Origin of the sequence: Megasphaera massiliensis, assembly GCF_036305205.1 — a bacterium.
Taxonomy (GTDB): Bacteria; Bacillota; Negativicutes; order Veillonellales; family Megasphaeraceae; genus Megasphaera; species Megasphaera massiliensis.
In genome coordinates this window covers 140986-162440 of sequence record NZ_JAXIXE010000050.1, presented here as the reverse complement: position 1 = coordinate 162440, position 21455 = coordinate 140986, and the positions used below count along the sequence as shown (strand labels likewise).

The 21455-nt window shown below is 50.5% G+C and carries 21 protein-coding genes; 2 read left to right on the top strand and 19 right to left on the bottom strand.

From position 1 onward, the window contains the following. Positions 1-95: 95 nt before the first annotated feature. The 8 genes from UCI88_RS11400 to UCI88_RS11365 all read right to left on the bottom strand — a co-directional run bounded on the left by UCI88_RS11400 (position 96) and on the right by UCI88_RS11365 (position 8573). Positions 96-506: a hypothetical protein gene (locus tag UCI88_RS11400; RefSeq protein WP_256180125.1), complete on the bottom strand. Its 411-nt coding sequence runs from the start codon at positions 504-506 to the stop codon at positions 96-98. Positions 507-654: 148 nt separating this feature from the next. Beyond that, complete coding sequence (gene rpmA, locus UCI88_RS11395) at positions 655-939, bottom strand: 50S ribosomal protein L27 (RefSeq protein WP_020311207.1); 285 nt, start codon at positions 937-939, stop codon at positions 655-657. Positions 940-958: 19 nt separating this feature from the next. Beyond that, complete coding sequence (locus UCI88_RS11390) at positions 959-1267, bottom strand: ribosomal-processing cysteine protease Prp (protein WP_044504137.1); 309 nt, start codon at positions 1265-1267, stop codon at positions 959-961. Then, on the bottom strand, positions 1267-1578 hold the full coding sequence (gene rplU, locus UCI88_RS11385; RefSeq protein ID WP_044504138.1) for a 50S ribosomal protein L21: 312 nt from the start codon (positions 1576-1578) through the stop codon (positions 1267-1269). Before rplU ends, UCI88_RS11390 begins: the two co-directional genes overlap by 1 nt. A 238-nt stretch (positions 1579-1816) precedes the next feature. After that, positions 1817-3007 carry an N-acetylmuramoyl-L-alanine amidase family protein gene (locus UCI88_RS11380; RefSeq protein ID WP_225069694.1) on the bottom strand — a complete coding sequence of 397 codons (1191 nt, stop codon included), beginning with the start codon at positions 3005-3007 and terminating at the stop codon, positions 1817-1819. Between the two features lie 383 nt (positions 3008-3390). Beyond that, complete coding sequence (locus UCI88_RS11375; protein ID WP_065360492.1) at positions 3391-4734, bottom strand: S-layer homology domain-containing protein; 1344 nt, start codon at positions 4732-4734, stop codon at positions 3391-3393. Between the two features lie 315 nt (positions 4735-5049). After that, positions 5050-6504, bottom strand: coding sequence for a [FeFe] hydrogenase, group A (locus tag UCI88_RS11370; RefSeq protein WP_044504140.1), 1455 nt, complete (start codon positions 6502-6504; stop codon positions 5050-5052). A gap of 200 nt (positions 6505-6704) precedes the next feature. Continuing rightward, complete coding sequence (locus tag UCI88_RS11365; RefSeq protein WP_256180124.1) at positions 6705-8573, bottom strand: ABC-F family ATP-binding cassette domain-containing protein; 1869 nt, start codon at positions 8571-8573, stop codon at positions 6705-6707. Between the two features lie 161 nt (positions 8574-8734). Here UCI88_RS11365 and UCI88_RS11360 point away from each other — a divergent pair, with 161 nt between their 5' ends. Continuing rightward, positions 8735-10285, top strand: a complete 1551-nt coding sequence (locus UCI88_RS11360; RefSeq protein WP_065360489.1) for a putative polysaccharide biosynthesis protein — start codon at positions 8735-8737, stop codon at positions 10283-10285. An 86-nt stretch (positions 10286-10371) separates the two neighbouring features. Here the strand turns inward: UCI88_RS11360 and UCI88_RS11355 are convergent, their stop codons facing one another. From UCI88_RS11355 to UCI88_RS11305, 11 genes are all read right to left on the bottom strand, one after another. Further along, positions 10372-11544, bottom strand: coding sequence for a pyridoxal phosphate-dependent aminotransferase (locus tag UCI88_RS11355; RefSeq protein ID WP_044504144.1), 1173 nt, complete (start codon positions 11542-11544; stop codon positions 10372-10374). Between the two features lie 143 nt (positions 11545-11687). Beyond that, positions 11688-12896 carry an alanine racemase gene (gene alr, locus UCI88_RS11350; RefSeq protein ID WP_044504145.1) on the bottom strand — a complete coding sequence of 403 codons (1209 nt, stop codon included), beginning with the start codon at positions 12894-12896 and terminating at the stop codon, positions 11688-11690. A gap of 57 nt (positions 12897-12953) precedes the next feature. Next, the gene (locus UCI88_RS11345; RefSeq protein WP_256180123.1) at positions 12954-14216 is read right to left on the bottom strand and encodes a serine hydrolase domain-containing protein; all 1263 of its coding nucleotides are present in this window, start codon (positions 14214-14216) and stop codon (positions 12954-12956) included. A 120-nt stretch (positions 14217-14336) separates the two neighbouring features. Further along, entirely contained in the window at positions 14337-15122 is a 786-nt protein-coding gene (locus UCI88_RS11340; RefSeq protein WP_256180122.1) for an alginate biosynthesis protein AlgP, read from the bottom strand. Positions 15123-15223: 101 nt separating this feature from the next. Then, positions 15224-16417, bottom strand: coding sequence for a tetratricopeptide repeat protein (locus UCI88_RS11335; RefSeq protein ID WP_256180121.1), 1194 nt, complete (start codon positions 16415-16417; stop codon positions 15224-15226). Between the two features lie 190 nt (positions 16418-16607). Then, positions 16608-17462: a pirin family protein gene (locus UCI88_RS11330; RefSeq protein ID WP_256180120.1), complete on the bottom strand. Its 855-nt coding sequence runs from the start codon at positions 17460-17462 to the stop codon at positions 16608-16610. A gap of 211 nt (positions 17463-17673) precedes the next feature. Continuing rightward, on the bottom strand, positions 17674-18156 hold the full coding sequence (locus UCI88_RS11325; RefSeq protein ID WP_256180119.1) for a prolyl-tRNA synthetase associated domain-containing protein: 483 nt from the start codon (positions 18154-18156) through the stop codon (positions 17674-17676). Positions 18157-18338: 182 nt separating this feature from the next. After that, positions 18339-19082, bottom strand: coding sequence for an SDR family oxidoreductase (locus UCI88_RS11320; RefSeq protein ID WP_044504153.1), 744 nt, complete (start codon positions 19080-19082; stop codon positions 18339-18341). An 18-nt stretch (positions 19083-19100) separates the two neighbouring features. Further along, complete coding sequence (locus UCI88_RS11315) at positions 19101-19529, bottom strand: hypothetical protein (RefSeq protein ID WP_256180118.1); 429 nt, start codon at positions 19527-19529, stop codon at positions 19101-19103. 2 nt (positions 19530-19531) lie between these two features. Beyond that, a complete protein-coding gene (locus UCI88_RS11310; RefSeq protein ID WP_044504154.1) occupies positions 19532-19900 on the bottom strand; it encodes a cyclophilin-like fold protein in 369 nt (122 codons plus the stop codon). Between the two features lies 1 nt (position 19901). Continuing rightward, positions 19902-20387 carry a flavodoxin gene (locus UCI88_RS11305; RefSeq protein WP_256180117.1) on the bottom strand — a complete coding sequence of 162 codons (486 nt, stop codon included), beginning with the start codon at positions 20385-20387 and terminating at the stop codon, positions 19902-19904. 102 nt (positions 20388-20489) lie between these two features. Between UCI88_RS11305 and UCI88_RS11300 the strand changes: the two genes are divergently transcribed. Further along, entirely contained in the window at positions 20490-21425 is a 936-nt protein-coding gene (locus UCI88_RS11300) for a LysR family transcriptional regulator (protein WP_044504156.1), read from the top strand. The last annotated feature ends 30 nt before the right edge of the window (positions 21426-21455 follow it).

The following is a 21455-nucleotide window of genomic DNA, read 5'->3' as shown; positions in this document are numbered from 1 at the left end:
GCGATGATTGAACGCTGGATCAATGAACTGCCTCGAAAAATCTTTGCTTACGAAGATGCTGAATCTAAATTTCAGGCCGAATTGTCTCGAGTGTCCTAATTGGTATTGCAATTAACCATTTTTTCTGCGGTCTTGAAAAAATGGTTCTCTGTCAGCCATTCTCGATTTCCCGTTTCCAAGGCTTCTTTCAATTCCTTGACACAGATATTTTCCATCTGAATCGTCTCCATGGTCGTCGTCATGTACTTCGTTTCTTCGTACAGGTAGTTGTCCCATTCTTCTTTTACGACGGCATCTTTTAAGGCAAAGAGCAGGTCTTCCGACTCCTGCTGTATCGCCAGTAATTCAGTCCAATGGGCGTATTCTTCTTCCGTCAGGACGAACTCGCCGTACATATCCGTTTCTAATTGTTCCTGGGAACAGACGATGGGTTTGGCATAGTCTCTTCCCGTCTCGCGGTCATAGACGTGGAGCTCACGGTTTTCTCCATTGACAGTAACACGCATGGTGTACACCTCCGCTTGAGTTTAATCAAAGTAAATACAAGTTCTATTATACAGGATTTTAAGGCCGCGTCAAAGGGATTTTTGCAAACAAAAAAGAACCGACACAGTCGGCCTGAGCCTCACTGCGGCAGTTCTTTTCTTCACGTATTTACGCTTCTACAGGGTATACGCTGACTTTGCGGTTGTATTTACCAGCGCGTTCGAACGCAACTTTGCCTGCAGCCGTAGCAAATAACGTATCATCTTTGCCGATGCCTACGTTAGTGCCCGGATGGAAGTGCGTACCACGCTGGCGAACGATGATGTTGCCGGCTTTAACGATGACGCCGTCATGGCATTTTACGCCAAGGCGTTTCGATTCGCTGTCACGACCGTTACGCGTGGAGCCTGTCCCTTTTTTATGAGCGAAAAGCTGTAAGTTGAAATTGAACATTCCGTCCACCTCCTGACATCTATAAGTCGAGTACGACGTATTCTCCATACTGTCGCACCATTTCCTGCAATCCTCTTGCCATAGTCCCTAAGATAATCTCTGACGCTTCAGAGGGCTCAGGAACCGTTACCGATAAGAATCCTTCGTTTACTTCATAGGGTACGTCCTTCGAAGCATACTCCATGAGACCCAACAAAGCAGTCTGTGACAGTGCCGATACGGCGGCACAGACAATATCGCTTCCTTCTTCCGCATAATCGGCATGGCCGCTTATGGTAAATCCCGTATAGCGATATTCCTTATCTCGATGCATCGTAATGGTAATCATTAGCCTTCGATTTTTTCGATAGAAACTTTCGTGAAAGGCTGACGATGGCCCTGACGACGACGGTAGTTAGATTTTGCTTTGTATTTGAAAACAAGGATTTTCTTTTCTTTACCCTGAGCCAATACTTTTGCCGTTACTTTAGCGCCTTCGACAACGGGAGCACCTACTTTAACATCACCGTCGTTGACGACTGCCAATACCTGGTCGAATACGACATTGGAATCAACATCAGCATCCAACTTTTCGACAAAGATGTTGTCGCCTTCCTGGACACGATACTGTTTTCCGCCTGTTTTAATAATAGCGTACATGAGTGACACCTCCTCATCAATATACTCGCTGGATACGGCGTTCCCTAAAAGGACGCTTACAAGCCTCTCCACGCGGCTTATCCATAGCCACTTATGCTACGACTCATCTACTATATCATGAATTATCGGGACTGTCAATATAAACGCCCTTGGAAACTTACAAAACAGCCTTTGTCCCGGACAGACAATATCCCCGTCACGGCCGAGCCGATAACGGGGATATTCGAAAGAAACGGGATTAGTTTCCGTTGTGATTAAAGTAGTCCGCTAACCCTTTTACAATGCTTTCGGCAAAGTTCTGCTGTTGTGCCTCTGTATTGAGGGCCTGTTCTTCACTCGGATTGGAGATGAAGCCCAGTTCGAGGAGCGTCGCCGGCATGTTGGTATGCAGGAGGACGTAGAAGTTGGCCGTCTTGACACCGCGGTCCGAGAAGTTCGTCGCCTTCATGTTCTGCTGGTGAATGTAGTTGGCCAGGCCGTAATCATAAGGCGTCTTGCTGTTGTAATAGGCCGTGACACCGCCGGCAGACGGTGAATCGAAGGAATCGATGTGAATGCTGATGAATACGTCAGCCTTGGCGGCATTGCCAATATTGCTGCGGGCCTGCAGTTCTTCTACGGCACCGTCATACGGAGCGTAAACGTCAACGTCAGTCGTACGGGTCATGACGACGTTGGCACCGGCTGCATTCAACAAGGAAGCAACCTTCTTAGAAATGGCCAGGGTAATGTCTTTTTCCTTCGAAAAAGCACCGACAGCACCGGAGTCTGAGCCGCCATGACCGGGATCGATGGCAATGGTCTTACCCTGAAGCCCTTTGGTCAGGCTGTAAGACTGGCTGCTGGCGTAGACAGGAACGGTCGTAGCCGATGGTTTAGCCGGAGTCGTCGTCTTTGTCGGTGATTTCCAGGTCGAAGACGGCTTTACCGCCGGTTTGGACGTGGTCTTACTGTTCTTGTCGGTACTCCACTGACTCCACTGTTTAACCTTACCGGACTTATCGTTTATGTCGATGACGACACGGCTTGACCCCTTCGCGCCCGTCGCCCCGGGAAGGGTAAAGACTTTGACGTCGTTCTTGGTCACCGCCTGGGGCACCTTGATGGTGACATCCGTACCGGCTGAGCGCGACGACAGTTTCACGCGGGATATGACGTTACTATTAGGTTTGTAGGTTTTATCTACCTTCTTACCGATGCTGGTATTGGGCAAGGTTACAAAAACATACTCGCCAGAGTTATCGATGTAAAGTTTGGGATTTACCTTGCCGCTGACATCGAGAACGGTCCGGACAAAAGGCGTATTGGCATCGTTTCGCGTTGCCGTCCGCACATTGGTAATTTCCGTTTTCGCCGCTGCATGAGCTGATACCATCGGGATCAGACAGATGAGCATGATAAGCGGAAGCATCCATATTTTTTTAAGCACGCTATCTTCTCCTTTACGATCCTAAACTGTTAACTTATTTATTATCCCACGAATAGCCGAAAAAGTCCATATTGGAGTGCAAATAAGTCAAATAGCCACTCTTTTTTAACTCCATTTTAGGATAAATCTCAAATTTTCAGCGATTCCGTCACATCGACTCATGGTGATAACGTTTCAAGGTAATTACACACCGTATCTTCACAACGTCCCCCATTCACGATTAGTGAAGTATAACGAATATGTAAGAATTTTGATATCTCGTTACGAGTATTTATACTTATACTTTAGAATATTGTTTTTGCAAACCACCTCCCCCTATGCGAAAGAGGACTGCCAATTGACAGTCCTCTTTCGTGTTTTATCTATGCAGGGGAGGATGACTCTTAGAATAAGAAGTTGATTTCTACATCCGTGAATTCATCGGGATCGTCCGAGCCGTGTTTAGCTTTAGTGCCAAAGGTCTGAGCAGCTGTGAGGACGACGTTTTTCGCTAAGGTGTAGTCGATGCCGACACCCCAAGACTTGACGTTGTCGAGGACGCTGTCATCGCGCCAAGAGTTCGTCGCACCGCCGAGGAGGGCGCCTTTATCAGAGTTGAGGTATTCAACCCAAGCATCCCACGTACCTTTCGTATCGCTGTCAGCCGAACCGTAAGTCAATTTGCCGACCCATACTTCCGGATCCTTCGTATATCCATCGCTGAGCTGAGCACTGTTGCTGTTGATCTTTTCATAGTTGGCCAAGGCGTTCCACTTGCCAAAATTCAAGCTGGCATAAGCGCCCCAGAGATCATCGGCTGCAAAGTAATCGCCTGTATTGGTGCCGCCGCTGACGGAGAAGTCATTGTAATAAGCACCGATAGCAGAACCTGCCGAGCTGCCGCCGCCGAAGATGCCTTCTAAGACGCCGTAGCCGGTCTTGACACCGTCCAGGCCGTCATCGTCGGAACCTGCAATGTCGCCGGCTTTAAACTTACCATAGCCGCCGGTTACCGCAAAGTGGTCGCCGGAATAGGACAATTCAGCGCGGTCGAAGACGTCGCCGTACTGGAAGCCGTAGGCATGATCACCGCCGAGGACGTACGTATCGGTACGGCCGACGCTGAGGTTCCACGTATTGCCTCCGAAGTTGTAGTCCACTTTGGCATTATCCGTGAAGATATCGTTGTTGCTGTCAGCTGCACCGTTATCGGCAAAGTTAAGGTCGTTGGTGCTGATACCGTAGGTTACCGTCGTACGGTCATTGACCTGTGCATTGGCGCGAATACGAACGCGGTAATCCCAAGAGGAATCATTGCGGTAGCCGGCGCCATCGTTGCCGTTGGCAGAGCCACGGCTCTGGTGCTGGAAGCGGACACGAGCATCACCGGTCAATTTGACATTGCCGACGCGGTTTTCAAGAGCACTGACGCGAACGCCGAGGTTGTTGAGTTCGTCAGCGAATTCATCAGCCAATTTGTTGATGAGAGCCCGCTGTTCAACAGAAGCCTTATCCATGTGGGCCATGGCTTTAGCGACCATTTCGGCAGCTTCATAACGGGTAATGTTGCGCTGACCCTGGAAGTGTTCGCCGTCGACACCCTGGATGATGCCGGCATCAGCCAATTCTACGACAGATTTATACGCCCAGCTGTCAGACGGTACATCGACGAAGGGATTGGCTGCAAAGGCGCTGGCAGCACCGACAGCCATCATAACGGCTAAGGTTGTTGTGATTTTCTTTTTCATTATGTATACCTTCTTTCTTGGTTTTCAAGCCAGAAATGACAGGTTATACAGATCATCTTCATTCGCTGCAATCGAGTGTTCCTAATTTCCTCTCACCTAAAACAAAGATATTATCTGCCTTTTCCTTTCATCTCAAGGCTTGTTACAATGAGTACATACTCATTATAGTATTTTGTGATATTGGTTGTCAATATCTAATTTATTGTATACCTTTTACATCCACAATAGTCATAAAACCCGCCGCACAGCCATTGGAAAAAAATCCCGACAAAAAAGGCCCTGCAAAAAGATGCAGGACCTTTGTGATAAATCTCCTTATTCAGCTGTCGGAGGTTTGTATTTCGGCGACATGGGATTCGTTTGAGGCGTAAGGTTCTTCATGCGGCCCAACTGATCGCTCTTATCGGAGAAATAGGTATGTAAGGTAAATTCTGCCATTTCCGACAGCGGTTCATCGAGGAATACTTCATAGAGTTCGGCGATTTCCGGATTCTGCCAGCTGGCCTTGACGTCCGTATCGGCATCGCTCTGATACAAAGACGCCGTCCGGGCTTCTTGTACCTTTTTGATTTGAGGCATCTTGACTTTCGGCTGACCGCCGCCGCCGATGCAGCCGCCGGGGCAGGCCATGATTTCAATGAAGGAATAGTCTTCAAAGGCATCTTCCTTGATGAGTTCGTCGATAAAGGCCCTGGCATTGGCAAGGCCGCTGATAGCTGCGACGTGGATGACGAAGTGACCGAAGATAACCGTCGCTTTCTTGACGCCCTGCAGGCCTCGTACCGGTTCAAAGGGGATGAAGTCCTTCGGTGCCGGACGGCCGGTGAACATATGATAAGCCGTGCGGATGGCCGCTTCCATAACGCCGCCGGAGTTGCCGAAAATACGACCGCCACCGGACGAAGACCCAAAGGTCTTATCGAAATGGCTGTTTTCCAAAGCATCGAAGTCGATGTTTTCTTCCTGGATCCATTTCGCCAATTCCCGCGTGGTGATACAGATATCGGTATCGCGGATTTCCGGTTCATCCCAGAACAGGCCGGCAGCGCTCAGCTGAGGACGGCGGATTTCAGATTTCTTCGCCGTACACGGCGTAACGCAGACATTGACGATTTTCTTGGGATCGATATTTTTCTGCTGGGCAAAATACGTCTTGATGATCGGGCTCAAGATGCTGATTGGGCTCTTCGTCGACGACAGATGAGGAATGAGGTCCGGATAGAACGTTTCCGCAAATTCGACCCAGGCCGGGCAGCAGCTGGTGAACTGCGGGATAGGAATTTCTTCAGACTGCAGACGGTGCAGGAGCTCCATCGCTTCTTCCATGATGGTCATATCGGCACCAAAATCGGTATCAAAGACGTAGTCTGCACCGAGGGCGCGAAGGGCCGATACCATTTTTCCTTCGACGAAGCTGCCCGGTTCCATGCCAAAGGCTTCCCCGAGGCCGACGCGAACGGCAGGAGCCGTCTGAAAAATAACGATCTTATCCGGATCGTTCAGAGCTTCCTTGACCCGGCCGACGTCATTGACTTCGTTAATGGCATCAAAGGGGCAGGCTGTCGCACACTGGCCGCAATGAACGCAAATCGGCAGATCGCCGGTACTGGACAGGGAGTAATAGTCGAGTACGGTCTGCGTGTCGGCACAGGCTCTGCGGCATAAGGTACAGTTCTTACACTTAGTCACGTCGAACTGAACGGCACAGTTATGTTCATCAATGGGGACGCGGCGGTCGATGTTTTCAAAGCGGGAATGAAATTCAGGCATGGCGAATACTCCTTTTCGGTCTGAAATTTAAAATGCTGGGTATGATGTTGGCAGCGCCAAGAACTATGTAACATTTTATCACAAACTTTGTTACTTATAGGATAATACAAACCAGCATAAATTTCCATTGCTTTTAGAGAATTCGAGCCCCTTTTTTGCCATATTTCCTATGCTTTTTTATCATGTTTAAAAAATTACGGTTACTCCCCTTTTAAATCTTCTAATTCACACCATCTTTCCGTCAAAGCATCTACTTTCTCTTGCGTTTCCTTTTGATCGGCCAAGAGAGTTTCCACTTGTTCGTAATTACTGCCGGCGGCGGCGATAGCCGCGTTGATTCCTTTGAGCATGGCCTCATAACGAGGCAGTTCTTCCGTAATTTTCTTCAACTCTTCTTCTTGGCGCTGCGTCAGTCCGGCCTTAATCTGTACCGCTTTTATATTCGTTTTAGTAATAGAAGGTCCAGAGGCTTTTTCACTTTTCTTTTCTTGGTGATGGCTGTATTTTTCTTCCAAGTATTCACTATAATCGCCGTAAAATCGTTCCCACTGCCCCGCGTGTAATGTGAAAAGTTTATCAACCACCCGATCCAGGAAGTAACGATCGTGAGACACGACGAGGACGACACCTTGAAAAGTATCGAGATAATTTTCAAGGACCGTCAGGGTCGGAATATCGAGGTCATTCGTCGGTTCATCTAATAAGAGCACGTTGGGCTGATCCATGAGCAGGCGCAGTAAATAAAGGCGCCGCCGTTCACCGCCGCTTAACTTGGCAATGAACGTATGCTGCATCTCTTCGGTGAACAGGAATTGGTCGAGGAGGCGCGTTGCCGAAATGCGCTGGCCGAATTGGTTGACCACAAAGTGCCCCCGTTCCTGAATGTAATCGATAACCCGCATCGATTCATCAAAATCGGGAAGCTGCTGGGTAAAGAAGCCAAAACGAACGGTCTGTCCGATAGTAAGGGATCCTTCCGTCGGAACTAATTGGCCGGACAGGACTTTGAGCAGGGTCGACTTGCCGACGCCGTTGGCACCGATAATCCCGATGCGGTCATGTTTAACGACGTGATAATCGACGTGTTGGAACAAGGGCTTGACCGGGTCGTAACCAAAGGCCACATCGTCGATGTCGAGGATGGTTTTCCCCAGGCGGGCTGACGTGTCGAGAAACTCGACTTCACCGATGGGTTTGCCGTTTTCAATAGCACAGAGCTGTTCATACCGTTCTTTTCGGGCCTTCTGCTTCGTCGACCGGGCCTGGGCACCGCGCTGAATCCAGGCTTTTTCCCGACGGATGAGGTTGCGCCGTTTGGCTTCACTGGCTTTATCCCGCTCCAGTCGTTCCTGGCGAAGTTCGAGATACTGGCTGTAATTGCCGGCATACGTATAGACATGCCCTCGGTCGAGTTCGATCATCGAATCGACGACGGTATCGAGAAAATAGCGGTCATGGGTACTGAGCAGGATAGCCGATTTGCTGTCGCGGAGGTATTCTTCCAGCCAAAGGATCGTCTGTTCGTCGAGATGGTTCGTCGGTTCATCCATGATGAGGAGGTCGCAGGGCATAATCAGCGCCCGGGCCAGGCCCAGACGTTTGCGCTGGCCGCCGGACAGGTCGTCAACGGATTTCGTAAGGTCAGAAATCCCCAGTTTGCCGAGGATGATTTTGGCTTTCGACTCCAGTTCCCAGGCCTGCTGGCGGTCCATTTCGGCACTGAGGGAGACGACGGCCCGGTCATCCCCTTTTTGAACGGCCTCTTCGTACTGCCGGAGAAGCTTCATGACCGGCAGATTGCCGTCAAGGACACTCTCAAGGACCGTGTGGCCTTGTACGAACTGCGGTTCCTGGGGCAGATAATGGATGCGCGCCTTGGGATTGAACCACAACGTGCCGCTGTCCATATCGGACAGACCGGCAATGATCTTGAGGAGGGTCGTCTTCCCCGCCCCATTGAGACCGATGAGTCCCAATTTCTGCCCGCTGTCGATGGCGAAGGTCACGTCGTCGAAGAGGACGCGAAGGCCGTATGATTTTTTTACCTGTTCTACTGTCAGTACATTCATTATAATACATCACTTTCTCTATCTGGATTTTACGTTTACACTAGCACAAAGACTGCCAAGATGCAAGCCTTTCGGCCGGCCTTTGACTATATACAAGGCCTGGCAAATGTGATAAAATTAGTTGTTATCGTGATAAATTTCTAGAGAGATAAGGGGTTATTATGGCAAACAAGTTTATCTCGGGCACCTTGATCCTGACCTTGTCCGGTTTTGTCGTCAAAGCCATTGGCAGTATCAACTGGATCATCTTGTCCCGTATTCTCGGCGGTGAAGGCATCGGCATCTATCAGATGGCCTTTCCGATTTACCTCTTGGCACTCGATATTTCCAGTGCCGGCCTTCCCATTGCAATTTCCATTATTACGGCTGAAAAAGTAGCCAAAGAGGATTACTTCGGGGCCCAGCGCATCTTTCACGTATCCCTGTCGATGCTGTGTACGACGGCCTTTGTCCTGAGTGTCCTCATGTTCTTTGGCTCCAGCTTCCTTATCGATGAACATATCATCCGAGAAAGCCGGGCTTACTACTCGCTCATCGCCCTGGCACCGGCCATCTTCTTTACGACGATCATCGCCGGCTATCGCGGCTATCTCCAAGGCTGGCAGCAGATGACGCCGACGGCCTTATCCCAAATTGTGGAACAGTTGGTCCGCGTCGTCGTCATGCTGGGCTTTGCCGCTCTCCTGTTGCCTTACGGCCTCGATTATGCAGCCGGCGGCGCCAGTCTCGGTGCCGGAGCCGGGGGCCTTGCCGCTTGGCTGGTTCTCGTCTATTACTATTATAAACTGAAGCGGTCCCTTCCCGTCGACGGACCTGTTTTCGAACAGGAAAAAATCAAGGATATCTTAAAGCGCCTCGTCGTCCTGGCGATCCCTATTTCCCTGTCGAGCATCATGCTCCCCGTCGTCTCCAACCTCGATCTGCTCATCGTACCGCGGCGGTTAGAAGCTGCCGGCTATGCTACCCATCAGGCAACGGCCCTCTTCGGCTACCTGACGGGCATGTCGGTCCCGCTCATCAACTTGGCCACCATTTTGACAGCCGCCATGGCCATGAGCCTGGTACCGGCTATCAGTCACAGCTTTACCTTGAAAGAGTACGGTGAAATCCGGGAACGGACGGCAACGTCCATGCGCATCGCCTTTTTGGTCACCATCCCCTTCAGTGTCATCCTCTACGTCATGGCAGAACCTATCGTCACCTTCATCTACAACGCCCCGGCCGCAACAGAAGCGACAAGGGCCGTGGCCATCGCCATCTGTTTCTTAGGTCTGCACCAGATTTCAACGGCCATCCTTCAAGGCCTCAAGAAGCCGAAGATTCCGGTCATCAACATGGCCCTGGCCTGTATCGTCAAAGTTCTCTGCAACTGGTTCTTAGTCGCCATCCCGGCCTTTGGCATTACCGGGGCCGCCTATGCCACCGTCGCCGACATCGGCGTTGCGGCCGTCCTCAACATGTGCTTCATCTACCGTGAGATCGGCTACGTCATTGAAGTCAAGGTCATCTTAAAGAACATCGTCTCGGCTGCCGTTATGGGCGTCGCCATGTACTTTATGTACCCTTACCTTTTCAGCCATATCGGCCTCTTCTTGGCCCTCTTCCTATCGTGCATCATCGGATCGGTCATCTACATTGGCGGCATGGTCTTAAGCGGCGGTGTTACCCGTCAAGACGCTGCCAAAATGCCCTTCATTGGACGATTTATTTAACCACAGCAAAAGAGCTGCCCCATGGGGACAGCTCTTTTTTTATGGAAAATTTGAGAAATCAGTTGATAAGCAATACAGAAATAAGATTATTTGCGGTATTTTTCGACGAAGCGGCCCATTCTCTTCAGCGCTTCTTGGATCGTTTCCATGCTGGTTGCATAAGAGATGCGGACAAAGCCTTCACCCTGTTCGCCAAAGGCCGTACCCGGAACGACGGCAACTTTTTCTTCCTGAACCAATTTTTCGCAGAATTCAGAAGACTTCATGCCCGTGCAGCGAATATCCGGGAAGATGTAGAAAGCGCCCTTCGGTTCAAAGACCGGCAGGCCGATGTCGCGCAGGCCTTTATAGATAACTTGGCGGCGGCGGTCGTATTCCTGACGCATAGCTTCTACTTCTTCATCGCAGTCCTTAAGGGCTGTAATCCCACCGAACTGAGCCGTCGTATTGGCGCACATGATGGCATACTGGTGGAGTTTTAAAATCGGTGCTAACCCGTCGCGAGGTGCGCAGATATAGCCGAGACGCATGCCGGTCATAGCATGAGCCTTGGAGAAACCGTTAAATACGATGGTCCGTTCGCGCATGTCCGGTAATTTAGCAAAGGTCGTAAATTTAGCATCGCCGTACATGAGTTCGCAGTAAATTTCGTCAGCCATGACGATGAGATCGTGTTTTTTAACGAATTCAGCAATAGGCATCAATTCTTCGGCCGTCATAACCGTACCGGTCGGGTTGTTCGGATAGCCGATGACCAAAGCTTTCGTCTTCGGCGTAACGACTTTTTCCAGAGCAGCCACGCTCAGTTTAAAATCATCTTCCGGATAAGTCGGTACGAATACGGCTTTCCCGCCTGCTAATTCAACAGCTGCCGGATAAGCTACATAAGCCGGATCAGGAATGAGGACTTCGTCGCCCGGTTCGGTCATAGCCAACAGAGCCATTGCCAAGCCTTCGGAAACGCCGACCGTAACCAAGATTTCATCTTTCGGATCGTACTTGACGCCATAGCGTTTTTCAAAGGTTTCGCTGATGGTTTCACGAAGTTCCATCATGCCAGAGTTGCCGGTATAGCTCGTTTCTTTCGCATCGAGGCTTTTCTTCATCGCATCGATAACTTTGTCCGGGGCCGCAAAATCCGGTTCGCCGATACTGAGGGACAGGACGCCTTCGACCTGGGCTGCAATATCAAAGAATTTGCGAATCCCCGATGGCTTGATAGCCCTAACATTTGCCGCTGTTTTGTCGTTCCAATTCATACTAATACACCGCCTTTTCCTATGATTATTTTTGCACTTTAATATGCATTCTTTACATATATTATATCACTTTTGCAAGAATGATAAAAGGTTTATAACAAAAAAAATACTGTCCTCGTGAGAGGAACAGTATTTTTTCTTATCTATTCGCTTATGGGCTTGTCAAACAGATACTCTTCCCGGCCGACGGCTTTGCCGTTTTTCATATAAACACGGGGAACGCGGCGGGATAAATTGCACATGATTTCATAATTAATCGTACCGCAGACACGGGCGATTTCTTCGATGGAAATGAAGCTGTCGCCTTGCTGACCGAAAAGGACGACTTCGTCTCCGGCGTGAACGTTGGCTTCACCGCTGACGTCGATCATGCACTGATCCATGCAGATCGTCCCGACCTGAGGGACGCGGTGTCCGTGATAGAGGACGTCGACCTTGCCCGACAAAATGCGGGAATAGCCGTCGGCATAGCCTACGGGAAGGGTCGCGATTTTACGGCGGTCCGGTGCCGTATAGTGCCGGCCATAACTGACGGTCGCTCCGGCATCGATGAGTTTGACGTGGGCGATACAGCAGCGAAGGGACATGACCGGCCGCAGGTCGTAGGGCGTAATATCGATTTCCGGCGACGGTTCACAGCCATACATGATGATACCCGGCCGCACCATGTCGCAGTAATATTCGGGAAGCTCGAGGACGGCCGCACTGTTGCAGCAGTGGCGCAGGGCAATGTCAATGCCTTCTTCTTCCATACGCTTACACATCCAGCGAAAATGGCCGTATTGTTCGCGCGTAAAGGTCTTATCCTCACAGTCCGATACGGCAAAGTGGGTAAAGATACCGCGGACTTCGATATTGGGCAGGGCTGCCAAGGTCTTGATGTCGGCGACGCTGGCTTCATTGACGGGAAAGCCGACGCGGCTCATGCCCGTATCGATGGCAATATGAACTCGCAGGACCTTGCCAAAGCGCTGAGCTTCTTCGGAGAAAAAACGAGCATTTTTCAAGTTGAAGACGGCCGGTTCAATATCATAGGTAAGGAGTTCTTCCGTCCGCCTGGCATCGGTATGGCCGAGGATGAAGATTTCCTTATCAAGGTGGGCATAGCGCCGCAGTTCAACGGCTTCATCTAAACTGGAAACGGCAAAGCAGTCGGCTCCGTTTTCGGCAAAGGTGCGGGCCAATTCGACGCTGCCGTGGCCATAGGCATTGGCCTTGACGACGGCCGCTATCTTGACGTTTGGACCGACGTGTTTTCGAATCTGACGCATATTATGGGCCGCGGCATCGAGATCAATCTGGGCCCAAACGGCCCGCCGGGTAAAATTCATCGTACTTTCATAAGCATTCATGTCTATATCGCCTTCCCCTATGGAACTTTCCGTATTGGTATCATCATAGCACAGGGCCTAGAGGCCGTCAATAAAACGGCACAGACCGTCGAGAACCCGTTCTTCCCAGATATAATTGGTACTGAAAACGCCGGCGCTTCGCGGATCTTCTTCAGAAACTCCCTCGCCGTTCATGACGTAGGCAAAACCGCTCTTCGTCCCCGGTATGACAAAGATTCCCGACAAGAGGCCAAAGGCCTGCCCCGTGTGTCCCCAAAGAGAAAAGTCTTTCTCCCGACAGGGACGAGCCGGGCCGGTACCATCCACCAAAAAGGCCCCTAAGCCATAAGAAAAAATCGTCTGACCACAGGTATCGCCGTTGTGGCCGTCATACTGCCACTGAGGCCGGAAGATCTCCCGTAAGGAAGAAGGACTAAGGATTCGCCGCCCTCGATACTCCCCGTCATGAAGGATCATCTCGAGAGTCTGCCCCATTTCTGCCAGAGACAGGCGCAGGCCGCCTTGAGGCGAAAAAAAGGTGGCATTGGTCCCCCGTCGATATCCGTCCAGCTTATAGGTCTGACAGACCGTTTCTGCATAAGGATTTTGAAGGGCAACTGTCTCTTTTTCCGGCTGCCGGCCTTCAAAATCATCGATCCGCCCCTGCCAGCTGCCGCCTTCATCGTCCTTACTGTAAATAGTACCCAGTTTTTCAAATGCAGCCTGCGGCAGGTTGCCCGGCACATAGTCGCCTCGGCAATCGAGATCCTTTAGGATGTGCCCCTTTTGATACTGGTCAAAGCGCTGACCGGTCACGGCTTCGATGACCGTTCCCAAGAGGCCGTAATTTAAGTTGCAGTAGGTAAAATACTGTCCCGGCATTTCTCCCGTTGGAGCAAAGTGCTGTCCCTTTTCCCAATAGGGGCTGTCAGGCTGAAAAAAGGCCTCTGCGGAAACGAATGGCGGGATGCTGTAGACCTTTCCGTCGCGCAGCCCCGACGTATGCGAGGCCAGCATGCGTACGGTCACCGGGATGTCGTCATAGGCCGGGTGGCGCAGGCGAAAGCCAAGATAGTCGCTGACGTCGTCATCAAGAGACAATACGCCCGCTTCGACTAACTGCATGAGGGTAAAAATAGTGAACATCTTCGATACCGAGGCTATGCGAAAACGGCTGTCCATCGTCATCGGCAACGGTTTCGGCCGGAATCTTCGGATACCGCCGGCAAAGCGGTATACCTCGCGGCCTTCATGATAGGCGACGAGGGCCAGTCCCGGAACTTGAAGCAATTCATCGCCAATCAAGGATGAAAAATAGAGGTCCCAATCTGGTATCATCATATGCTCTCTCCTGGTAAAAAAGCCTTATAAAGGCAGGATTATCATCAAAAAAAGACTGCCCTTGCAGACAGTCTTCCCTCCGACCGCATCAAGAGTTCCCTCCCCTCTGAAAGGAAACGCTTATCCGCGGTAGTTTTCCGGATAAATGGTGATATCGAAGTGATTCTTATCCCATTCGTGTGTAATTTGATGCTTGTACGGGGCTAAGGCCGCAAGAAGGACTTCATAAGCCTTACTGCCCTGGTAGATGCCGTCATCGGAGATATCGACTTTATAGCCATTTTCATGGGAATAGAGTCCGCTGGCATGGTACCCGCCTTCAGCGCCGCCGGTGATGATGAAGGAAATGCCGGCCAGACGGGCTTCCATGTTCAACCGATCCAAAAAGGCAATGGTCGAGCTCTGGAAATGAACCGTATCCGTCGTGTGATTGCTGTCCCACGGCGTATCCATCCCTTCGGTGCTGCTCCACTTGCGAAGGTTGCTCTTGCCAAAATCACGGCGATAGGCGTAGGCATTGGCAATGGCCGCATCATACGAATCGTGCTGGTACTGGTACTCATACTGATCTTCATACTTTTGGCGGTTCCACGACGTAATGACCGTCGCTTCATGAGTCGATTCAGCATAATGGTATTTTTCTTCGCCTGTCATGACTGCGGAAGGAGCGCTCTCTTGGTTGTTCAAAATAGCATGGACCCGGTCTTTCAACGAACCTTCATGATGGGCGGCATTTTTCGCCGGGACATATTGTTTCTGCGTCGGGCCTTCATTCTGAGCTTCTTCCGTCGCGCTTACTGCTGCCGATACCGTTTTCTCCGTTCTGACCTGTACCTCTGCTGCCGACGCCGTAGCCGCGCCCATGAGGCAGCATATGGACAAGGCCGCTATAACAGCCTTCTTCATCAAATTCCCCCTTCAATACGATGATGTGTATATTATAGGCAGTTTCACTCAAGAATAACGCCTACAATTATAGCACATCTTGTGGGAATTTGAAAAGTAAATTATTGTGATAACAATTCGCGCTGAGTCAATTCCTGAATCGAGGCCTCATCCTGGTCGGCTTTTTGATTGTCTCCCAGCTTCCGGAAAGCCTGGCTGCGCGTTTTATAGCCATCCTCATAAGGCGCGATAGAAATGGCCTTGGTCAAATATTCAACGGCCTTCTTGTAGTCGCCCTGATCGAAGGCCAGCTGCCCCATACTGTCGTAGACGGCATGGTAGTCAGAATCAGTTTCGGCCAGACGCAGGGCATTGGCATAGTCTTTGCGGGCCTTGTTGAACTGCTTGAGATAGCGGTAGCATTCACCGCGGTTGTTATAGTCCATGGCCGATTCCTTTATGGACAAGGCCTTGGTTAAATCGGCAATCCCCTTTTCCGGCTGATCTAATTTAGCATAGACTAAGCCCCGTACCGAGTAAACTTCCCGATTTCCCGGCTCCTGTTCAACCGCTTTGTGCAGCAAGTTCAAAGCCGTTTCATTCAAATCGCTCTGTTCAGCCATGACACCGGCTAAGAAATAATGGCCTTGGTACATGAGCTCATACATGGTTCCAATATCCATGCGCCGCTTCGCCAGCTGCTTCTTCCCTTGCTTCTGATAAATCAGGCTTTCAAGGAAATAATTTTTAGAAAAATAGGGCATCAATTTTTCGCCTTGGCGAATATCTTCCAAGGCCTGATCATAGGCCTCCATCTTGGTATAGGCTCGGGCCCGGTTAAAATAGCCCAGTACCTGATAGAATTCGCCCGGTTTCGCCAAGGTCAAGGCCTGCGTATAATCCTTGACAGCCAATTTATAATCCTGTCGCTGTTCATAGACCGAGCCGCGGTTGAGGTACAACGACGGCTTCTCCGGAGACAGAGAAATCGCCCTTTCACTGTCGGCCAAGGCTTCGTCCGAGCTGCCCATCATCAAATAAATGAGGCCGCGACGTGCATAAAGATCGGCATTGTCAGTGTCGGCTTCAATCTGCCGGTTCACGATGTCTAAGGCTTGTTCATAATTTTTATTCTGAACCGCTTGAGACAGTCCACTATCATGACTGTCTTCCGGCAAGGCCGGCTTCACTTCCGTTTTTGTTTCAGCTTTGGTCATCAACTCGCTGCCGGAAGCGTCCTCTGCTAAAGCAAAATTAGGCAACACCAGCAAACAAGATGCCATCCCGGCCAGCACACATCGTTTCAATCCGTTCATAATTAAGCCCCCTTAGTGGTGGTTACGTAAATACTTACTATATATATTTCGACATATTTACCAAAAATCCTTCAAAAACTTGGCTAAACACTAAATTCACAATTATTTCTTTTCGAAAAAGCGCAAAAAAATCCCTTCCGGTGGGGATATCCGCAGCCGGAAGGGATAAGAATACAGATTTTTTTAAGGCTCAGCCCTGATGAGGGTCAAAGTCAAGTTTTTCTTTTATGAAGGTATTATTTTGCAGTTCTTCAAAGGCCTGCTGTAATTCCTGTTTAGTATTCATGACGATGGGGCCGCCCCAAACGACGGGTTCATGAAGAGCTCGTGACTGCATGACCAATATCTGTGAGCCTCCTTCAGCCCCTTTCAGGGTCAGGCTTTCACCGTCTGAAAGTTTAACCGCCGTCTTAGCTTCTACGGACTCACCGGCAATGACGGCATCACCTAAGAGTGTAAAGGCCATAACCGAGTCGTCGGCCTTGGTGTCGAGGACGAATTCAGCACCGGCTTCCAAATGGATGTCGTAGTAATTGAGAGGCAGATGGTCGCCTTGATGGGCCTTGCGGCCCTTGTATTCTCCGGCCAGCAGACGGATAAAGCCTCCCTCGATCTGGATGTCTTCTATTTCATCATTGCCGATATGGCGGTACGTCGGCCGGCTCATCTTTTCTTTCTGCGGCAGGTTGAGCCAGAGCTGGACGCCTAAAATCCGCGGTGACGCCGGAACCTGTTCTTCGTGAAGGATACCGGAGCCCGAGTTCATCCACTGGACTTCACCGTCGGAAATACTGTCTTCATTCCCCAACGTATCCTTGTGGACCATCTTCCCCTTGTAGAGGTAGGTCACCGTTTCGATTCCCCGGTGAGGATGCATGGGAAATCCCGCCGTATAGTCATCGGGATTGGTACTGTCAAAAGAATCGAGCATGAGGATCGGGTCAAAAGCTTCTACCGTAGCGTTTCCCAAGACGCGGGTCAGGTGGACCCCTGCCCCATCGATCGCTTTAAATCCCTTCACGAGCTTTACAATTATCCGTTCCATACGTTTCCTCCATTTCTACTCATGATTTCACCAATCGGTGATAACACAGACATCTGCCCCAAAGGCCGACCCTTTGCCATCACGCAACAAGGCGTCATAAGAGACAGACAAGTTAATTACACAAAAAGTATTATTTCACGTCCATGATACCCTTTTTCTGCTTTCCGGTAAAGAGGTCATTTTTTCGATTGTGTCTAGAGATTCTTATCGATCAAACGTCGACAAACTCCGCCTCATTCCCGTGTGCTGCAATGAGGGAGAGCAAGTCGTCAGCCGAAAGCCATACCGTCGCCGTATTGTCATTGGGATGAACGCCTATGAGGTGACCCTGAAAGTCGGCATCGACATAGAGATGGACCTGTCTTGCCTCATCGTTGAGGAGACCTAAGGGCGTCACGGCACCGGGAGTCAGATGTAAGATAGCCATCAAGTCATGCGGCGAGGCAAAAGAAAGGTTCCTCAGGCCTTGGGCTTTGCGAAAGGCCTTCAAATCGATCCGCTTGTCGCCCTTGACAGAAATCAAGTAGTAGTGCTGCTTCTTATCGTCGCGGACAAAGAGGTTCTTGGCATCCCACTGCGGATAGGGCAAGGCCACGGCCCGTATTTCGTCCATATTGAAAACGGCCTCGTGATCCGTTACCTCATAGGAAATTCCCTTGGCCGTCAAATAAGCGTATATCTCTTCTTTTCCCATGATGGATTCCTCCTTACCGGCCCTTATCACAGGCGCAGCTCATATCTTTATGTTCTTTAGTATACCATGGTTTGGGCCATTGTTTGAATGCTAAAAAAAAAGAGTGCCGCCCTCCTAAAAAGAAGGATCAGCACTCTTTCTCCTGCCCTTACGATTATAAAAAATCTCAGAAAGCGTACTCGTCAAGCCTGGCTCGTCGGATAGATGGTCATTTCACTGATGTCGACGTCTTCCGGCTGTTCGATAGCAAACCGGACGCAGGAAGCGACGGCGTCAGGAGAAATGCTGTGGACTTGGTAAAAACTCTTCATCCGCTCTGCTGTCGCCGGTTCTCCGATATGTTGCACAAGCTCCGTATCAATGGCCGCAGGAAACAGGGTCGTCGTGCGAATACGGGTACCCTCCTGGGCCGACTCCATGCGGACGACTTCCATGGCGTTGCGGACGGCAAATTTCGTAGCCCCGTAGACGCCGGAACCGACGTAGTTCTTGAGACCGGCTACGGATGAGGTAGTGATAATATGGCCCCTCTTTTGAGCCTTAAAAATAGGCAGTACCGCAGCGATACCGTGGAGGACGCCTTTGAGGTTGACGTCAATCATGGCATTCCATTCATCGAGGCGGACGTCACTCATAGGCGAATTGGGCATGATGCCGGCATTATTGAATAAGACATCGACCCGGCCGAATTCATCCATTGCGGCCTGTACCAGCCCTTGGACTTGGTCAAATTGAGTCACATCGACCTGATAATACGCGGCTTTCCCGCCTAAATGCTCGATATCGCGGACAAGGGCTTCGAGCCGCTGCGTGCGCCGGGCGCCAAGCATGACCTTGGCCCCTTGTTTGGCCAGCATTATGGCTGTCGCTGCGCCGATGCCTGAAGATGCACCGGTAATGACGATGACTTTATCACGAATAGACATAGTAATTCTCCTTTCTCCTTACGAATCTTCTTTCGTCAGCCTGTGATGGTAGCGGACGACGTTCATTTCTTTCAAATTATCAGGATTGATTTCAATCGTTTCTCCGTAGGGTTCGAGGTAAATACTGTGGTCGCCGCTGATGGACCAGGTGCCGGAATAGATGTTGTCTACATTATGCTGGTTTTCCGTCCACGTGTGATCGGCATTAAAAGTAATCTTTTGGTTGATGTCGGTGTCGATATGATTGATCCATACGCCGACGATATCCTTATCTTCAATGGCCCGTTTTTGGCTGGCCGATGAACTTTCATCGACACCGGAAGCCTGAGCGGCACTGGTATTTTGCTGCGGCTGAGATGCATTTTGTGCCGCTTCCCCGCAGCCGGCCACCAAGGCTGCCACCAACCCTATCATCAAAATGGTCGTGATTTTCTTCGACAATTTCATGATTATCCCTCCTTTAGGACTTCAAATAAAACATCGGCTTCCCCCATACCGGCAAAGAAACGGATATCGCCGTCGACGTGGCCGATGGGAACCTGTTCAAAAACTTCGCCGTTCTGACTGTATAAGATGACCAGACTTCCGAGAGGCGGCCAGAAAGAAATGTCGCCTACGGCGTAATCCTTATTCTGCGACGCTTTTACAGGCAGGCTGCCGCCACCGAAGCGGTGGCACATTTCCCTTCCGTAGAGGTTGGACATCTTAATGGTAAAGGGCATCTTTTTCAACAAAGCCCTGGCTGTGGCATTGTCCTTCCAATGGGCCCAAAGGATTTTTTCGTGATTAATCGTTACTTTTACTTTCGTATCGTTCATCTTATAGATTCACTCCTAACGTCTCAATCCAGCTGCGGATTTTTTTCTGGCAATGGTTTACTTCATAACTTCCGATACAGAGCCCTCGTCCCAGTGTCGAATCCGGCAGATAGCGCTTCATATCGGCTATCGTATCGTGTAAGTCGCTGCCGCCGGAGGTCGCAAAGGGAATGACCGTCTTCCCGGAAAAATCATAGGCTTCATAAAAAGACCGGACGACCATGGGCTCGCGGTACCACCAGATGGGATGGCCGATGAACACCACATCGTAGTCGTCCATGGCGGCTACCTGAGTTTTCAAAGGCGGGCGGATATCGTCATTTACTTCCTGATGAGCCTGACGCGAACAGGGATCGTGGTCTCGGGGATAGAAACGGTCAGTTTCTATTTCAAACAAGTCGCCGCCGGTCTGCCGGGCAATTTCCCGGGCCACGGCGCGAGTATTTCCGCTATGGGAAAAATAGGCAATTAAAATCGTATGCTTCATCGTTGTCCCTCCTTCTGACAAGGTTATTATGCCACGCCTTGCCTTGACTGAGAATCGTCAATAAGTTACCATAGCATTAACCAAAAGTTTATGGAGGCTATGATGGATATTCAAAACCTGCAAACTTTCCTGGCTGTCGCCAAGCTGGGAAGCTTTACCAAGGCGGCCGAACAGAACTTCATTTCCCCAACAGCCGTCATGAAGCAAATCAATAAACTCGAAAGTGAACTGGACTGCACCCTCTTAGAGCGATCGTCAGCCGGCATCCGCCTGAAGCCGGAAGGCGAGGTTTTCCTCACCTATGCCCAGCAGCTGATTGAGCTCTCCCACGAGGCCTATTTGGCCTGCCATAAGGCGACGAACCAAGTTTTCACCCTACGCCTGGGAACGTCCCTCCTCCATCCCAGCCGCCCCTTTTTATCGATTTGGAACCGCATCAAGGACAAGCTGCCCCAATACAGCCTGACCATCGTCCAGCTCCCAAGCGACCTCGTCACCCAAAACCGGGAATACGAAGCCCTGGGAAAGACCTGCGACATCCTCATCGGCACCTTTGACCAGGCGACGACGCACACCTTGGTCGACGCCGTTCCCTTAGGCTCCTATCGCTTCAGTATCGCCGTCCGGTCGGACAATCCCTTAGCCGAAAAAGACCTGTTAGCCATCAAAGACTTGGAAAATCAGCACCTGCTCATGGTCCCGAAGGGCATCAGCCATAAAAATGATCTGCTCCGAGCTCAGATGGAGAAAGAGTTAGCCCATTGCCAAATTCTCGAAACACCGGGCCGTTACAGTCTCGATACCTTCAATGCCGCCATCGATAAAAATGCTGCCCTCATCAACCTGACGCCGTGGGAAGACATCCATCCGGGCCTGGTCAGCATCCCCTTGGCGACGGATATCACCGTCGACTACGGCATCTTAGCCGCCAAAGATGCACCGTCTCGGGTCAAAGAATTTCTATCGACCATCCGCTACCAGCTCCTCACGCAAATGGGCGAATACGGTCCGGTTACACCTGTCGAAGAAAATCCCTGACAGCCGACTAAAACACGAACTCCACCGTCT

Coding starts and splice junctions, on each gene's coding strand:
- UCI88_RS11330 (WP_256180120.1), bottom strand. CDS start 17,462: ATGGAACGGATAATTGTAAAGCTCGTGAAGGGATTTAAAGCGATCGAT.
- rpmA (WP_020311207.1), bottom strand. CDS start 939: ATGTTCAATTTCAACTTACAGCTTTTCGCTCATAAAAAAGGGACAGGC.
- UCI88_RS11300 (WP_044504156.1), top strand. CDS start 20,490: ATGGATATTCAAAACCTGCAAACTTTCCTGGCTGTCGCCAAGCTGGGA.
- alr (WP_044504145.1), bottom strand. CDS start 12,896: ATGAATGCTTATGAAAGTACGATGAATTTTACCCGGCGGGCCGTTTGG.
- UCI88_RS11390 (WP_044504137.1), bottom strand. CDS start 1,267: ATGATTACCATTACGATGCATCGAGATAAGGAATATCGCTATACGGGA.
- UCI88_RS11340 (WP_256180122.1), bottom strand. CDS start 15,122: ATGAAGAAGGCTGTTATAGCGGCCTTGTCCATATGCTGCCTCATGGGC.
- UCI88_RS11375 (WP_065360492.1), bottom strand. CDS start 4,734: ATGAAAAAGAAAATCACAACAACCTTAGCCGTTATGATGGCTGTCGGT.
- UCI88_RS11325 (WP_256180119.1), bottom strand. CDS start 18,156: ATGGGAAAAGAAGAGATATACGCTTATTTGACGGCCAAGGGAATTTCC.
- UCI88_RS11305 (WP_256180117.1), bottom strand. CDS start 20,387: ATGAAGCATACGATTTTAATTGCCTATTTTTCCCATAGCGGAAATACT.
- UCI88_RS11355 (WP_044504144.1), bottom strand. CDS start 11,544: ATGAATTGGAACGACAAAACAGCGGCAAATGTTAGGGCTATCAAGCCA.
- UCI88_RS11365 (WP_256180124.1), bottom strand. CDS start 8,573: ATGAATGTACTGACAGTAGAACAGGTAAAAAAATCATACGGCCTTCGC.
- UCI88_RS11400 (WP_256180125.1), bottom strand. CDS start 506: ATGCGTGTTACTGTCAATGGAGAAAACCGTGAGCTCCACGTCTATGAC.
- UCI88_RS11320 (WP_044504153.1), bottom strand. CDS start 19,082: ATGTCTATTCGTGATAAAGTCATCGTCATTACCGGTGCATCTTCAGGC.
- UCI88_RS11335 (WP_256180121.1), bottom strand. CDS start 16,417: ATGAACGGATTGAAACGATGTGTGCTGGCCGGGATGGCATCTTGTTTG.
- UCI88_RS11310 (WP_044504154.1), bottom strand. CDS start 19,900: ATGAACGATACGAAAGTAAAAGTAACGATTAATCACGAAAAAATCCTT.
- rplU (WP_044504138.1), bottom strand. CDS start 1,578: ATGTACGCTATTATTAAAACAGGCGGAAAACAGTATCGTGTCCAGGAA.
- UCI88_RS11345 (WP_256180123.1), bottom strand. CDS start 14,216: ATGATGATACCAGATTGGGACCTCTATTTTTCATCCTTGATTGGCGAT.
- UCI88_RS11370 (WP_044504140.1), bottom strand. CDS start 6,504: ATGCCTGAATTTCATTCCCGCTTTGAAAACATCGACCGCCGCGTCCCC.
- UCI88_RS11315 (WP_256180118.1), bottom strand. CDS start 19,529: ATGAAATTGTCGAAGAAAATCACGACCATTTTGATGATAGGGTTGGTG.
- UCI88_RS11360 (WP_065360489.1), top strand. CDS start 8,735: ATGGCAAACAAGTTTATCTCGGGCACCTTGATCCTGACCTTGTCCGGT.